Below are 13,883 nucleotides of genomic sequence, written 5' to 3'. Positions count from 1 at the left end.
CACTCGATCGAGTGATCCGCCTTCGACTTCTGTGGAGCTAAGGAGAATTGAACTCCTGACCTCCTGCATGCCATGCAGGCGCTCTACCAACTGAGCTATAGCCCCTTGCGGTCTCGCCGCCCGGTCTCCCCGGCGGCGACGCCAACATTACACGGTCGTGGGGGTGCAGCACCAAATCGTTTCCGTTGCGGGCCGGTACGGGGGCTAATGTCGGCCTTCGTGACTGTGCTCGCGTCCTCCGGAACCCGCCGTCGTGTCCCGGCCGCCCTGGGGGCGTGCCTGTTGTCCTTCACGGCGTTCTGGATCGCGCAGCGGGCCGCGCACGTGTCGATGATCGACCTGATGGTGTACCGCGCGGAGGGGGCGACCGTCCGCGCGGGCGGCGACCTGTACGCGCTGCGGATGACCACCGCGCATCTGCCCACCACCTACCCGCCGTTCGCGGCCCTGCTCTTCACACCGCTGACGCTGCTGGACACCGGGCTCCTGCGCACACTGGCCACGGCCGCGAACCTCGCGCTGCTGGTGGCGTTCGTACGGCTGTCGCTGCGGCTCGTGGGCCACGCGCGCGTGGAGGCGGCCTGGTGGATCGCGGCGGGGGCCGTGTGGTGCGAGCCGGTGTGGACGACGCTGCGCTACGGGCAGGTCAACCTGCTGCTCGCCGTCCTGGTGCTGTGGGACCTGTCACGCCGGCCCGGGGACCGCTGGGCGGGGGCAGGCGTGGGGCTGGCCGCGGCGGTGAAGCTGACGCCCGCGCTGTTCGCGGTGTTCCTGCTGGCCGCCGGTGCCGTGGCACGGCTCAGGGGCGGCAGCGCAGGGCCCCGGCTGCGCCACGCGCGCGGGGCGGGCACGGTGTTCGCCGGCGCCACGCTGCTGGCGGCGGCCGTCCTGCCGGGCGACTCGTGGCGGTTCTGGACCGGCATGGTGGTCCGCGCGAACCGGGTCGGTCACGCCGAGGAGACCGCGAACCAGGCCCTGCGCGGCGTTCTCGCGCGACTTCTGCACACTCCGGCCCCGGGTGCCGCCTGGGCCGCCGCGGCGGCCCTGGTGGCCGTGCTGGGGCTGGCTGCGGCGGTCTCGGCGGAACTGCGCGGCCGGCACGCGTGGGCGGTGGCCGCGTGCGCGGTGACCGCGCTGCTGATCAGCCCCGTGTCCTGGTCGCACCACTGGGTGTGGTGTGTGCCGCTCGGGCTGCTGCTGTGGACGCACGGACACCGCGCGGGCGCCGCGGTCACCGCGCTGGTCTTCTGCTCGTACACGCTGTGGTGGGTGCCCCACGGGCCGGAGCGGCCCGAACTGCACCAGGGGGCTGTGGAGTCGGCGCTGTCGTCCCTCTACGCGGTGGCCGGTCTGCTCTTCCTGGCGCTCGCCGGACTACGTTGCCGGAGTCCGGAGCGGACCGGGCCGCGACGGTCAGGCCGCGACGGTCAGGCCGCGACGGTCAGGCCGTGACGATCAGGCCGTGACGAACGAGTAGAACCGCTTGAGCGTGCAGTGCTCCTCGAGGAGCCGGCCGTAGATCGGCTCCCCCTCGAGCTCACGGTACGTCTCGATCGGGTCGCCTTTTATGATCAGCGCCCGCGCGCACTCCTCGCACCAGTACTGGTAGTCCGGGTTGATCGGCTCCATGTCACGGACGATCGGCGTACCGCTCCCGCACCAGTCGCACTTCCGCCTGTGTGCACCCATCGATCAGCTCCAGCTGTGGCCGCAGGCCGTGCACACGTAGGAAATCCCGCCGTTGTCGCCGAGGACTTGGGCCACATGGCCGGAACCGCAGGAAGGGCAGCTGAGCCGGGTGGCCGTGTCCCGTATCACCGCCGCACCGAGGAGGTGGCCGACCTCCTCGAGGATGCTCGCAGGCATCGCTACTCCCTCCCGTCGGGCCGCGCCCCCTTCCGGCCGTTTGATTCTGCCACGGCCGGACCAATACGGTCAGCGACGCCTCAGTACCAGTCCGGACACGGCACCCACCGCGGCCGTGCCGGCCAGCGCCCACGCGCACACTGAAAGCGCCTCCGCAGAGGTATACGCCCGGGGAACCCCAAGTGACTCAAGCCGGTTCAGGAACAGTGTGCCGAACGCCGCCACACCGATCAGCTGGCCGAGCTGCGCGACCGTCATGAGCAGTCCGCCGGCGTCCGCCGCGTCCTCGGGCCGCACGGTGGCCAGCGCCCCCGTCAGCGTCGGGCTGAAGCCCAGGGCGAGGCCCACGCCCACGCCCGCGTACGCCGCGTAGAGCAGGGGACCGCCGCCGCCACCGCCGTGGAAGGCCAGTCCGACACCGGCCACGGACAGCGCGAGGAGCGCGAACCCGGCCGGGATCAGCCACCGCTGCCCGGCGGCGGGCCATGTGCGCCAGGTCAGCCCCACCAGGCCGAAGACGACCGCGGTCGGCGCGAAGGTGAGGCCGGCCCGCAGCGCGCTGTAGCCGAGCCCGCCCTGGACGTGCAGCGTGACCGCGAACAGGAAGCCGCCGTTGACGGCCATGACGGCCAGGACGCGGAACACCGACAGGCCCATGCCCGGGTGGCGCAGCACCCGGGGCGCGATCAGCGGGGCGCCGCCGCGCCGGGCGAGCCGGGACTCGTACCGGCAGAAGAGCCCGAACACCACCGCGGCCGCCGCCAGCGACAGCCGGGACCACACCGGCCAGTCCTCCTCCTGCCCGAGCACCAGCGGTACCGCCAGCAGCGAGACGGCCCCGCCGAGCAGCACCAGACCGGGCAGGTCGAGGCCGCGCGCCGCCTCCCGGCCGGCACCGCCGCGCGGCAGGACCCTCCTGCCCACGGCCAGGAGGACGAGGCCCACGGGGACGTTGACGAGGAACACCGGCCGCCAGCCGGTGCCGAGGAGATCGGCGCTCACCAGCACTCCGCCGACGATCTGCCCGGCCGCCGCGCCGACGGCGATGACCGCCGAGTACGCGCCGAGGGCCCGCGCCCGGGCCTCACCCGTGAAGGTGCGCTGGATCAGGCTCAGCACCTGCGGGATCATCACCGCCGAGCCCGCGCCCTGCACCAGCCGGAAGACGATCAGCTCGGTGGCGCCCTGCGCCAGGCCGCAGGCGAGCGACGCGGCGGTGAAGAGGGCGAGCCCCGCGAGGTGGGCCCGGCCGTGCCCCAGCCGGTCGCCGAGGCGGGCGCCGGTGATGAGGAGCACCGAGTACGTGATGGCGTACCCGGCGATCACCAACTGCAGGTCGGCGCCCGAGGCGTGCAGGTCGGAGCCGATGGTGGGCGCGGCGACGTTGACGATGAACACGTCGAGCAAAGCCATGAACTGGGCCGTGAGCACGACCGCGAGCAGCGGCCGGGGCCGGTTGTCGGTGCCGGGCGCTTTACTGGTGGCGGGACGGGGAAACGGGTTCGCGGCCGGGCGTCCGGCGCCCGTGCGGGGTGTTGTCGTCATGCCCTCGAGCCTGGCGAGAGGCCGGTACGGGTGCCGAGAGCCCGCCGATGCTGGTACCGACAGCACCTGGCAGCGGGCAAGTCGGGCATCGACGATGGGGGACGTGACGATGACGGGGACGACACAGCGCCGCCGGCACGAGCTGGCCGCCTTTCTGCGCAGCCGACGCGCCCGCGTGACTCCGGCCGACGTGGGAATGCCCCCCGGCCTGCGCCGCCGCACTCCGGGACTGCGCCGCGAGGAGGTCGCCCAGCTGTCGGGTGTGGGCGTCACCTGGTACACCTGGCTGGAGCAGGGCCGCCGGATCAACGCGTCCCCGCAGGTGCTGGACGCGGTGGCCCGGACGCTGCGGCTGGACGCGCCGGAGCGGGAGCATCTGTACCGGTTGGCGGAGGTGCCCTTCGACCCGAGCCCGGAGCAGCCGGTACAGAAGGCCGGCCCGGAGATCCAGGCCCTCATCGACGCCCTCGACCCGCTTCCGGCGGCGGTCTACAACTCCCGGTACGACGTCCTCGCCACCAATCCGGCCTACCGCGACCTCTTCCTCGTGCCGGACACGCTCAGGCTCGGCGTGCCGAACGTGCTGTGGACCCTGTTCGTCCTGCCCGAGGACGCCTGCCCCGTGGTCCACCGTGAGCGTGAGCTGCCGATGATGGTGGCGACGCTGCGTTCCTGGTACGGCAGGCACGTGGGGGAACCGGCGTGGGAGGACTTCATACGCAGGCTGTCGGCGGTCAGCCCGCACTTCGCCGAGCTGTGGGCGGACGGCGAGGTGATACAGCCGGGACCGAGGGTGAAGACGTTCCGTCACCAGGCGGTGGGCGAGCTGAGGATGACCTCGCTGTCGCTCTCGATCGACGGAATGCCGGAGTGCCGGGTCGTGACGTACACCCCGGAGAGCGAGGAGGCGCGGACGAAGGTCGCTCTGCTCAGGGAACGCAGGGAGCGGCTGTGGCCGTCCTCGGACGAGGCGGCCGCGCAGGTCATCCGCATGTGGAGCACAGAAGATCCCGCCCCTGAAGGGACGGGATCTTCGGACTGTGGAGCTAAGGAGAATTGAACTCCTGACCTCCTGCATGCCATGCAGGCGCTCTACCAACTGAGCTATAGCCCCTTGCTCTCGCTCCGCTCGGCGGGGCGAACAAGAAGAACTTTAGCCTGCGACCTGCCGGAAAGTGAAATCCGCGCCCCGCCGTCGCCCCGCCGTCGCTCAGTCGTCGCTCAGTCGTCGTCGCCGAGGACGGGTTCCGGGAGGGTGCCCGCGTTGTGCTCCAGCAGCCGCCAGCCGCGCAGGCCCTGGCCGAGGACGGACCAGCAGCAGTTGGAGAGGCCGCCCAGCCCCTCCCAGTGGTGCGCCTCCAGGCCGAGGAGGCGGCCTATGGTGGTGCGGATGGTGCCGCCGTGGCTGACCACCACGAGGGTGCCGTCCTCGGGCAGCTTCTCGGCGTGCCGCAGCACGACGGGCGCGGCGCGGTCGGCGACCTCGGTCTCCAGTTCGCCGCCGCCGCGGCGCACCGGCTCGCCGCGCTTCCACGCCGCGTACTCCTCGCCGTACCGGGCGATGATCTCCTCGTGCGTGAGTCCCTGCCACACGCCCGCGTAGGTCTCGCGCAGGGCCTCGTCGCGGGTGATCTCCAGGCCGGTCAGGGCGGCGAGCTCGGCGGCCGTGAGCGCGGCCCGCCGGAGGTCCGAGGAGATGATCGCGTCGGGTGCCAGGGACGCGAGCAGCCGCGCCGCGCGCCGGGCCTGGCCGACGCCGGTCTCGGTCAGCTCCACGTCCGTGGTGCCCTGGAAGCGGCGCTCCACGTTCCAGGCGGTCTGGCCGTGCCGCCACAGGATGATGCGGCGGCCCCGGTCCTTGCGGTCGGTCACCTCGCCGGTGGCGCTCATCGCCACTCCCCGCCCGGTTCCTCGGCGTCCTCGGCGGCCTGCAGCCTGGCGTGCTCCTCGGCCTTGCCGCGGGTGGCCTTGGCGTCGGCGGGCAGTTCGATCTCGGGGCAGTCCTTCCACAGCCGCTCCAGCGCGTAGAAGACGCGCTCCTCGCTGTGCTGGACGTGGACGACGATGTCGACGTAGTCGAGCAGGATCCAGCGGGCCTCGCGGTCGCCCTCGCGGCGCACCGGCTTGGCGCCGAGCTCCTTCTGGAGCCGCTCCTCGATCTCGTCGACGATCGACTTGACCTGGCGGTCGTTGGGCGCGGAGGCCAGCAGGAAGGCGTCCGTGATCGACAGCACGTCACTGACGTCGTAGGCGATGACGTCGTGGGCCAGCTTGTCGGCGGCCGCCTGTGCGGCGGTGTTGATGAGCTCGAGGGATCGGTCGGTGGCGGTCACTACGTGGCTTTCCGTCGGCGGTCACTTGACACCAAGGGTCTCATGAGCCGCCGGGGCACCCCACGCGATGACGGTCTCACGTGGGGTGCGCTGCCGGGACGCGGTGCCGCGCGGCCTGCTAGGAGGACGCCGGGTCGTAGTCCTGGCCGAGGATCACCGAGACGTCGGCGCTGGAGCTGACCGTGCCCTTCTTCACCGAGCCGGAGGGCAGGCCGAGGGTCTTGGCGACCTCGGTGGCGTTCTCCTTGCCGGCGGCGTCGGCGTAGATCACCTCGGAGGTGGCCCGGGGGGCGGACGCCGTGCCGGCCTCCAGGAAGGTGAAGCCGCCGTTGACGATCACCACGCGTGCCTTCTCGGTGTAGTCCTTGACGCCGGTGGCGTTCTGGACGGAGACCCGGACGGCCGATCCGGCCTCGGGGCTCTTGGCGGTGCCGCCGAGGATCTCCTTCACCACGCTGTCGCTGGTCTGCGCGCTGAGCGTGCCGTCGGACTGCACCGGCAGCAGCGTCGTCCGGTAGTCGCCGCCCTTGGCGAGGTCGGCGAGCTTGGCGAGGAAGGTGCCCAGGTCCTTGTCGGTCAGCGAGGGGTCCAGGATCTGCGCCAGCGTCTGCACGGTGGTCGTCGCCGCAGCCGGGTCGGAGGACATCTTGCGCAGCACGGCCTGAAGAACCTGGCCGAACCGCTCCAGCTGGACGTTCTGGGACTCGCCGGAGGCGCGGTAGGTGGCGTAGGCGACGGCCATCTTGCCGCTGAGGGTCTGGTCCTCACCCTTGTGGACGAGGGGCGCGGTGCCCTTCTTCTTCGCCGCCGGGTCGGGCACGTCGGCGTTGGTGTCGATGTCGATGTTGCCGACGAGTTCGACGAGGTTCTGCAGGTAGGGGGTGTCGAGGCGCCAGGTGCCCTCGATGTTCGTGCCGAGGACGGTGTCGAGCTGGTCCAGCGTGCCGGAGGAGCCGTCGTCGTCGACCGACTTGGCGAGGGTCGTGGTGGTGCCGTCGTCCCCGGTCATGGCGAGCGCGTTGGGCAACAGCACGGTCGTGCCCCGCTTCGTGGTGGTGTTGTCGACGAGCAGCGCCGTGGAGGTGCCGCCCTTGGTGGTGTTGTGCAGGTGGACGACTATCACATCGCGCTTCTGGGCGCCCGCGGCCGTGGTGGTGCCCGGCTTCGAGCCGGAGGAGGACAGACCGGGCAGTTTCCCGGCGTACCAGAGGTAGCCGACGCCGCCGGCCACGACCAGGGCGAGGACGACGACGAGGGCGACGACCCGGCTGCGGGCGCGGCGGCGGGCCTCCTCGCGGCGCTCGGTGCGGTTCTCCGTGAACTTCAGCCAGTCGATGACGTCCTCGGAGTCGGCGTCCGGGTCCTCGACGAAGGCGAACTGCTCGCTGCCGTGGTCCCGCTCCCCGGCGGCCGGGGCGTCCGCGTCCTCGGCGTCGGAGGGTCCGGCCTGCTGCGGGATGTGGGCGGTCTGTTCGGCGACGCGGGGCTGCCGGCCGCCGGCCGGCTGCTGCCCGTACGGGTCGTACGCGGGCTCGGGGCCGCCCGCGCCGTGCGGCGCGGTGCCGTACTGGCCCGAGGAGTCGTAGGCGTCGTAGGCGTGGTAGGCGTCGTACGAGCCGTGGGAAGTGGCCGGTGCCTGCTGCCCGGTGTCGTAGGGGTCGTAGGCGTCGTACGCCGGGCCGGACTGCTGCGGAACGGACGGGTGCGGCCCGGACTGCTGCGGAAAGGACTGCTGCTGCCCGGCCTGCCGCTGCCCGGTCGCGTACGGGTCGTAGCCGTACCCCTGCTGTGCGTACTGGTCGTAGCCCTGCGGCGGCGTGTGCGGGGCGGGGACCTGCCGGTAGACAGGCTGCCCGTACTCGTCGTAACCGACCAGCTCGTACTGGTCCTGCCCGTACCCCGGGTCGTATCGGTCGTTCACCGGTGCCCCTCTCGGCTCACTCGCCGCGGTACAGCTCGCGCTTGTCGATGTAGCGCACGACTCCGTCCGGGACCATGTACCAGATGGGGTCGCCCTTGGCGACTCTCGCACGGCAGTCCGTCGAGGAGATGGCGAGCGCGGGAACCTCGACGAGCGAGACGCCGCCCTCCGGAAGGCCGTGGTCGGTCAGGTGGTGGCCGGGCCGGGTGACCCCGATGAAGTGCGCGAGGGAGAACAGTTCCTCGCTGTCGCGCCAGGTCAGGAGCTGGGCGAGGGCGTCGGCGCCGGTGATGAAGAACAGGTCGGACTCGGGGTTGAGCGCGCGGAGGTCACGCAGGGTGTCGACGGTGTAGGTGGGCCCGCCGCGGTCGATGTCGATGCGGCTCACCGAGAACTGGGGGTTCTCGGCGGTCGCGATGACCGTCATCAGGTAGCGGTCCTCGGCCGGGGAGACCTTGCGGTGGGACTTCTGCCAGGGCTGGCCGGTGGGCACGAACACCACCTCGTCCAGCTGGAACTGCGCGGCGACCTCGCTGGCCGCCACGAGGTGCCCGTGGTGGATCGGGTCGAACGTTCCGCCCATCACGCCCAGGCGGCGCTTGCCCGTGTGCGCGGGGCCGTGGCCCGGCCGGCGCCCGGGGCCCTTCACCGTGTGGCCGGCCCTGTCGTTCGCCGGACCGGTAGGCATGTCCTGCTCTCCCATGCGTGCAGACCCTACCGGCCCGGCCTGAGAGTCCCGGCCGCCAGATCGCGGGCCGCGGCCTGCCGGCTCAGCGGTCGCGGTTGAAGCGGGTGGTGATCCACAGCAGGAGCAGCAGGACGAACAGCGCGCCGCCGCCGGTGACGTAGGGGCTGAGGCTGTTGTGGTTTCCGCCGTGCTCCTCGCCCTCGGCGGCGAGGGTGACCAACTGGGCAGCGGTGCTGTGGAAGCTCATCTTCGGCAGGCCTTATCGGTGTGGGCGGGATAAAGATGTCGGCTCATCGTATGCGGGCGGTCCGGGGCCGATCACGCCGACTCCGCCGATGGGGACGGCAGGTGGCCGCCGGGGCGGCCAGCGGGGAACTTCGCGGGCCGCTCAGTCGTCCTTCCGTCTGTACCCGCGCAGCAGGAACCAGGCGGTGAGCACGCAGCCGAGGACCATCACGACCAGTACGATCCGGAGCAGGTTCCCCGCACCGTGCTGGGGGGCGGCGCTCGCGGCCTCGGTGAGCCGGGCGGCTGCGGGGATGTGCTCCATGACGGGACTCCTTCGGCTGTACTGCCCGTCCACGGTATCTCCGCCTAGGCTGGGGCCTGCCTCGGGGGCACATGGGGCACTTCAGACGCACATGGGGGAACATATGTCCGACGACGGCCACGCACACAAGGGGAACGGGAGCGTGCCGAGCAGGCAGCGCAGGCGTTTCCCGGGCATCTCCTCCCGTGCGTACGAGCACCCGGCGGACCGCTCGGCCCTGGTGGCCCTGCGGAAGCTGAGCGGTTTCGACGCGGTGTTCAAGGCACTCAGCGGGCTGCTGCCGGAGCGGAGCCTCGGGCTGCTGTTCCTGTCCGACTCGGTGCGCGTCTCGGACCAGCAGTTCGCCCACCTCAACGACATGCTGCGGGACGCCTGCTACATCCTGGACCTGGAGAAGGTCCCGCCGATGTACGTCACCCAGGACCCGCAGCCGAACGCGATGTGCATCGGTCTGGACGAGCCGATCGTCGTCGTCAGCACGGGGCTCGTCGAGCTGCTCGACGAGGAGGAGATGCGGGCGGTCGTCGGCCACGAGGTGGGCCACGCGCTGTCCGGTCACGCGGTGTACCGCACGATCCTGCTGTTCCTGACCAACCTCGCCCTGAAGGTCGCCTGGATCCCGCTGGGCAACCTCGCGGTCCTGGCGATCGTGACGGCGCTGCGGGAGTGGTTCCGCAAGTCGGAGCTCTCGGCCGACCGGGCCGGCCTGCTCGTGGGCCAGGACCTGCGGGCCTCGATGCGCGGCCTGATGAAGATCGCCGGCGGCAACCACCTGCACGAGATGAACGTGGACGCGTTTCTCCAGCAGGCCGAGGAGTACGAGGCCGGGGGCGATCTGCGCGACTCCGTGCTGAAGATCCTCAACGTGCTGCCCCGTTCCCACCCCTTCACCACGGTCCGGGCGGCCGAGCTGAAGAAGTGGGCCGAGTCCCGGGACTTCCAGCGGATCATGGACGGGCACTACCCGCGGCGCGACGAGGACAAGGACACCTCGGTCAGTGACTCGTTCCGGCAGTCCGCGGCGAGCTACGCCGACGACGTGAAGAGCTCCAAGGACCCGCTGATGAAGCTGGTCACCGACCTGGCCGACGGGGCCGGGGGCCTGGGCGGCCGGGTGCGGCGCGGCTTCGACGGCTTCACCAGCCCGCCCCCGCCGAAGACTCCGCCCCACACTCCGCCGCAGGACGAGGAGTAACCCGCCACTCACACCTTCGGCTGGGCGCCGGCGGCCAGCGTCCCGCACAGGGCGGTGGCACTGCCCGTCGCGTAGGGGTCCGTGCCCGCCGGGCCGCCCGCCTTGGCGGTCTGGCCCGCCAGCAGGGGACGCAGACGGTTCGTGGCGTCCTCGGCGCAGGACAGGGGGCCCGCCTGGTCGTAGGAGGCGGCCAGCTGGACCTGGTGCGTGCGCAGGTCGTCGCGGTCGAAGCGGAAGGTCAGCTCACGGCGGACGGTGAACAGGGACGCGGGGGCCTTGGCACCGGCACCGGTCGGGCGCAGGGCGTAGACGAAGGTGTGGTCCGCGGTCACCTCGAGCGTGGCGGAGTCGGTCTCGGCGGCCTGCAGGCTGCCCTGGACGCGGACCTTGCGGTCGGCCAGCTCGGCGCGGGCGGGGTCGAAGCGGACCAGCCACCCGGTCGGGGCGTGCCGGCCGTCGGCGGCGGGGTGTTCGAAACTCTGGTCGAACTGGTCGAGCTGCCCGGGGTCGATGAGGGCCCGGACGGGCTCGACCTCGCTGCTGTCGAGGACCTCGGGGTAGAGCGAGGAACGGACGATGTAGTCCTTGGCGGCGGTGAGCGCGGCCACGACCTGGCTGTCGGAGAAGTGCGCGGTGCTCCGGGAGGCGGGCAGCGGTATGCCCTCGGCGCCGACCGCGAACTGGGCGGCGGGGCTGTGCGCGTACAGGTACTCGGCGTCTGCCGCCCCGGGCACCTTGCCCTGCGGGGCCAGCGGTATGAACGTCATCCGCAGGGGGTCGACGGTCCGCCGGGCCTCGGGAGAACCGTACGGGTGGCGTACGCCCATGTAGATGGCGGTGCCGAAGGCGACGGCGATCAGCACGACGAGGACCAGCAGCTGCCGGGACAGTCCGCGGTGCAGGGACGGGCGGCGGCGCACGGCCGGCGCGTGGTCCGCCATGCGCTCCTGCGCGGAGTACTCCTGGAGACGGGCAGCACGGACGAACGACTCGTCGAAGACGACGGATCGGTACTCGTCCTCCCCACCACCGGGGCCGCCCTCGGGTGTCCCCTCAGGTGGGTCTCCAGGCCCGCCCATACTTTCAGAGTAGGTCCCGGGAGCCTCAGGTAAACGCCCTGCTGCACGACAACTTCTGACAGGTTCTCACCACGGGCGTCCCGGGCCTCCCGCGGGCCTCCCGCGGGCCTCTCAGGGGGAGGGCGGGACCGCGGAGACCGCGGGCTGGGAGAACTCCGCGGACGCGGTGGGGGCCGCGGCGGTGCCCTGCTCCAGGTTGGTGGGGGCGTGCGACGGGACCTGGTCCCGGCTGCCCGAGGAGGCGCCGCGGTAGACCGCGGCGAAGGCCAGCGCGACCATGCCGACGCCCATCACCACAGCGAGTACCCAGGCGACGGGGCGGTGCCAGCGGACCTGCCTGCCGTAGGGCCCGGCGGCTCCGTACCCGTGGCTCAGGACGTCGGGGTCGTCGAGGTCGTCCAGTTCCGGATCATGGCCGAGACCGGTGCCTTCGGGGCCGTACCGCTCGTCGTACCGCTCGCCCCGTGCATGGGCCCGGCGGGCCTCCGCCTCGGAGGCCTCGGCTCGCGCCTGGGCGGCGGCCAGGAGGCGTTCGACGGCGGTCGGCTCGTGCACCACGGCCGCCCGTACGAAGGCCTCGTCGAAGACCACGGAGGCGAACTCGTCGTCCGACACCCCGTGGTCGTGGTCGTCGTCGGGCTCCCAGCCGTCCGGGAACGGCGTGCCCCCCACGTCCTCCGGCACGGGTCCAGAGTAGTCCTGGGGGATCAATTTGGGCAGACGGTATGGAAATTCGTCCGCCCGGTGAGACGTCTCTCACGCGCCCCGCCGGACGGCCGGGGCCGCCCGGCCGGCGGTCAGCGCCGCACGTGTCCGTCGCCGGTGACGATGTACTTCGTGCTGGTCAGCTCGGGCAGGCCCATCGGGCCGCGGGCGTGCAGCTTCTGCGTGGAGATGCCGATCTCGGCGCCGAAGCCGAACTGGCCGCCGTCGGTGAAGCGGGTGGAGGCGTTCACCGCGACCGTGGTCGAGTCGACCAGCCGGGTGAAGCGGCGGGCGGCCTGCTGGGAGGTGGTGACGATGGCCTCGGTGTGGCCGGAGCTCCACAGCCGGATGTGGGCGACGGCCTTGTCGAGGGAGTCGACGACGGCGGCGGCGATGTCGTAGGAGAGGTACTCGGTGTCCCAGTCGTCCGGGGTGGCCTCCACCACGGTGGCCCGGGAGTCCTTGGCGTACGCCATCACGCGTTCGTCGGCGTGCACGGTCACCCCGGCGTCGGCGAGGGCGTCCAGGGCGCGTGGCAGGAACTCGGCGGCGACGTCCTGGTGGACCAGGAGGGTCTCGGCGGCGTTGCAGACGCTGACCCGCTGGGCCTTGGAGTTGATCAGGATCTCGACCGCCATGTCGATGTCGGTCTCGGCGTCCACGTAGACGTGGCAGTTGCCGGTGCCGGTCTCGATGACGGGGACGGTGGACTCGGCGACGACGGTCTGGATCAGGGAGGCGCCGCCACGCGGGATCAGCACGTCGACGAGCCCCCGGGCGCGCATCAGCTCGCGCACGCTCTCCCGGCCCTCCCCCGGCACCAGCTGCACGGCGTCGGCGGGCAGCCCGGCACCGCCCACGGCGTCCCGGATCACCCGGACGAGGGCGGTGTTCGACTCGTAGGCGGAGGCGGAGCCGCGCAGCAGCACCGCGTTGCCGGACTTCAGGCAGAGGGCGGCGGCGTCGACGGTGACGTTCGGCCGCGCCTCGTAGATGATGCCGACGACGCCGAGCGGGACGCGGACCTGGCGCAGGTCGATGCCGTTGGGCAGGGTGGAGCCGCGGACGACCTCGCCGACCGGGTCGGGCAGCTTCGCGACGTCGCGGACGTCGGAGGCGATGGCCCGGACCCGCTCGGGGGTGAGGGTGAGCCGGTCGACGATGGCCTCGCTGGTGCCGCTCTCCCGGGCCTTGGCCACGTCCTTGGCGTTGGCCTCGACGATCTCGCCCGTGCGGACCTCCAGGGCGTCCGCGATGGCGAGCAGCGCGTCGTCCTTCACGGCGCGCGGCAGCGGCGCGAGGTCGGCGGCGGCCGACTTGGCCCGGTAGGCGGCCTGGGTGACCGGGGACATCGAGTCGTACGGCGAGAGCGTGGTCATGAAGGAAGGGTAGTGCTCCGCGGGGCGCTGTTCACGGCGCGTTCCACACCCCGAGATGGCATCAAAAGGGGTGAACGCCCACCGGGGTCGCCGGCGGCGGTCCGTAGCCCTCGGCAACGCGCTGGTGGTAGGTCTCGCGGTCGACGACCTCCAGGCCGACGATCTCCCAGGGCGGCAGGCCGGCCGTCTGCCGGTGCTCGCCCCACAGGCGCAGGGCGACGGCGGCGGCGTCGTGCAGGTCGCGGGCCTCTTCCCAGTAGCGGATCTCCGCGTGGTCGTTCGCATACCTGCTGGTCAGCAGGAAGGGGTGGTCGTGGGCCAGCTGTTCCAGGGCCCGCCTGAGGTCTCCCAGGGGCACTTCCCGCCCGGAGACGCTGAGGGTGACGTGCCACAGGCGGGGCAGGTCCCCGGGCTCCTCGTAGGAGTCCCCGGCCGCGACGCTCGTCAGAGCACCGCGGGACGCCGCCGCACCGGGGCGCACTCGTCTCACGACGGCCTCCTTCACGCTGTGCCCGTCAGGGGGGCGTGCGTCCGAAACACGCCCCTCAGCAAAGTTGAGCAGGCCGCAAGGCTCCGTGTGGCGGTTTTACGGAACGTCCCCCACCGGGGTCGGGGGTTATGT

16 protein-coding genes and 2 tRNA genes are annotated in these 13,883 nt (G+C 72.0%); 3 read left to right on the top strand and 15 right to left on the bottom strand.

Going from position 1 to position 13,883, the window contains the following annotated elements; translation table 11 throughout:
- Positions 1 to 32: 32 nt before the first annotated feature.
- A tRNA-Ala gene (locus tag ABZX30_RS30570) sits at positions 33 to 105 on the bottom strand.
- A gap of 114 nt (positions 106 to 219) precedes the next feature.
- On the opposite strand from ABZX30_RS30570, the gene ABZX30_RS30565 reads away from it, so the two are divergent.
- Positions 220 to 1,452 (top strand): glycosyltransferase 87 family protein, encoded by a 1,233-nt coding sequence (locus ABZX30_RS30565; protein ID WP_355939200.1) that lies wholly within the window; start codon positions 220 to 222, stop codon positions 1,450 to 1,452.
- Between the two features lie 3 nt (positions 1,453 to 1,455).
- On the opposite strand, the gene ABZX30_RS30560 is transcribed toward ABZX30_RS30565, so the two are convergent.
- The 3 genes from ABZX30_RS30560 to ABZX30_RS30550 form a co-directional block, all read right to left on the bottom strand.
- Positions 1,456 to 1,689, bottom strand: a complete 234-nt coding sequence (locus ABZX30_RS30560) for a hypothetical protein (protein ID WP_006136074.1) — start codon at positions 1,687 to 1,689, stop codon at positions 1,456 to 1,458.
- A gap of 3 nt (positions 1,690 to 1,692) precedes the next feature.
- Positions 1,693 to 1,866: a hypothetical protein gene (locus ABZX30_RS30555; protein WP_355939197.1), complete on the bottom strand. Its 174-nt coding sequence runs from the start codon at positions 1,864 to 1,866 to the stop codon at positions 1,693 to 1,695.
- Between the two features lie 69 nt (positions 1,867 to 1,935).
- Positions 1,936 to 3,297 carry an MFS transporter gene (locus ABZX30_RS30550; RefSeq protein ID WP_355939209.1) on the bottom strand — a complete coding sequence of 454 codons (1,362 nt, stop codon included), beginning with the start codon at positions 3,295 to 3,297 and terminating at the stop codon, positions 1,936 to 1,938.
- 223 nt (positions 3,298 to 3,520) lie between these two features.
- Between ABZX30_RS30550 and ABZX30_RS30545 the strand changes: the two genes are divergently transcribed.
- Positions 3,521 to 4,471 carry a helix-turn-helix transcriptional regulator gene (locus ABZX30_RS30545; RefSeq protein WP_355939206.1) on the top strand — a complete coding sequence of 317 codons (951 nt, stop codon included), beginning with the start codon at positions 3,521 to 3,523 and terminating at the stop codon, positions 4,469 to 4,471.
- Here ABZX30_RS30545 and ABZX30_RS30540 read toward each other — a convergent pair.
- The 7 genes from ABZX30_RS30540 to ABZX30_RS30510 all read right to left on the bottom strand — a co-directional run bounded on the left by ABZX30_RS30540 (position 4,453) and on the right by ABZX30_RS30510 (position 8,903).
- Positions 4,453 to 4,525: transfer RNA gene (locus ABZX30_RS30540), tRNA-Ala, on the bottom strand. The genes ABZX30_RS30545 and ABZX30_RS30540 overlap by 19 nt on opposite strands.
- Positions 4,526 to 4,632: 107 nt before the next feature.
- On the bottom strand, positions 4,633 to 5,301 hold the full coding sequence (locus ABZX30_RS30535; RefSeq protein WP_355939194.1) for a histidine phosphatase family protein: 669 nt from the start codon (positions 5,299 to 5,301) through the stop codon (positions 4,633 to 4,635).
- A complete protein-coding gene (gene rsfS, locus ABZX30_RS30530) occupies positions 5,298 to 5,744 on the bottom strand; it encodes a ribosome silencing factor (RefSeq protein WP_355939191.1) in 447 nt (148 codons plus the stop codon). The genes ABZX30_RS30535 and rsfS overlap by 4 nt, the downstream gene beginning before the upstream one ends.
- A gap of 118 nt (positions 5,745 to 5,862) precedes the next feature.
- Entirely contained in the window at positions 5,863 to 7,665 is a 1,803-nt protein-coding gene (locus ABZX30_RS30525; RefSeq protein ID WP_355939188.1) for a LytR C-terminal domain-containing protein, read from the bottom strand.
- Between the two features lie 16 nt (positions 7,666 to 7,681).
- A complete protein-coding gene (gene nadD, locus ABZX30_RS30520) occupies positions 7,682 to 8,368 on the bottom strand; it encodes a nicotinate-nucleotide adenylyltransferase (protein ID WP_355939185.1) in 687 nt (228 codons plus the stop codon).
- Positions 8,369 to 8,435: 67 nt separating this feature from the next.
- Positions 8,436 to 8,600: a hypothetical protein gene (locus ABZX30_RS30515; protein WP_355939182.1), complete on the bottom strand. Its 165-nt coding sequence runs from the start codon at positions 8,598 to 8,600 to the stop codon at positions 8,436 to 8,438.
- A 141-nt stretch (positions 8,601 to 8,741) separates the two neighbouring features.
- The gene (locus ABZX30_RS30510) at positions 8,742 to 8,903 is read right to left on the bottom strand and encodes a hypothetical protein (RefSeq protein WP_355939179.1); all 162 of its coding nucleotides are present in this window, start codon (positions 8,901 to 8,903) and stop codon (positions 8,742 to 8,744) included.
- A 103-nt stretch (positions 8,904 to 9,006) separates the two neighbouring features.
- Between ABZX30_RS30510 and ABZX30_RS30505 the strand changes: the two genes are divergently transcribed.
- Positions 9,007 to 10,098 carry a M48 family metallopeptidase gene (locus ABZX30_RS30505; protein ID WP_355939176.1) on the top strand — a complete coding sequence of 364 codons (1,092 nt, stop codon included), beginning with the start codon at positions 9,007 to 9,009 and terminating at the stop codon, positions 10,096 to 10,098.
- 8 nt (positions 10,099 to 10,106) lie between these two features.
- Here the strand turns inward: ABZX30_RS30505 and ABZX30_RS30500 are convergent, their stop codons facing one another.
- The 4 genes from ABZX30_RS30500 to ABZX30_RS30485 form a co-directional block, all read right to left on the bottom strand.
- Complete coding sequence (locus tag ABZX30_RS30500; protein ID WP_355939173.1) at positions 10,107 to 11,177, bottom strand: hypothetical protein; 1,071 nt, start codon at positions 11,175 to 11,177, stop codon at positions 10,107 to 10,109.
- Between the two features lie 111 nt (positions 11,178 to 11,288).
- Positions 11,289 to 11,861, bottom strand: a complete 573-nt coding sequence (locus ABZX30_RS30495) for a hypothetical protein (protein ID WP_355939170.1) — start codon at positions 11,859 to 11,861, stop codon at positions 11,289 to 11,291.
- A 113-nt stretch (positions 11,862 to 11,974) separates the two neighbouring features.
- Entirely contained in the window at positions 11,975 to 13,261 is a 1,287-nt protein-coding gene (locus tag ABZX30_RS30490; protein WP_355939168.1) for a glutamate-5-semialdehyde dehydrogenase, read from the bottom strand.
- Positions 13,262 to 13,322: 61 nt separating this feature from the next.
- A complete protein-coding gene (locus tag ABZX30_RS30485; protein ID WP_355939165.1) occupies positions 13,323 to 13,751 on the bottom strand; it encodes a hypothetical protein in 429 nt (142 codons plus the stop codon).
- Between the last annotated feature and the right edge of the window lie 132 nt (positions 13,752 to 13,883).

This window comes from Streptomyces sp. NPDC004542, from assembly GCF_040610035.1.
GTDB lineage: Bacteria > Actinomycetota > Actinomycetes > Streptomycetales > Streptomycetaceae > Streptomyces.
Note: the sequence above shows the minus strand (reverse complement) of the source record. Positions and strands in the feature narration are given on the sequence as shown.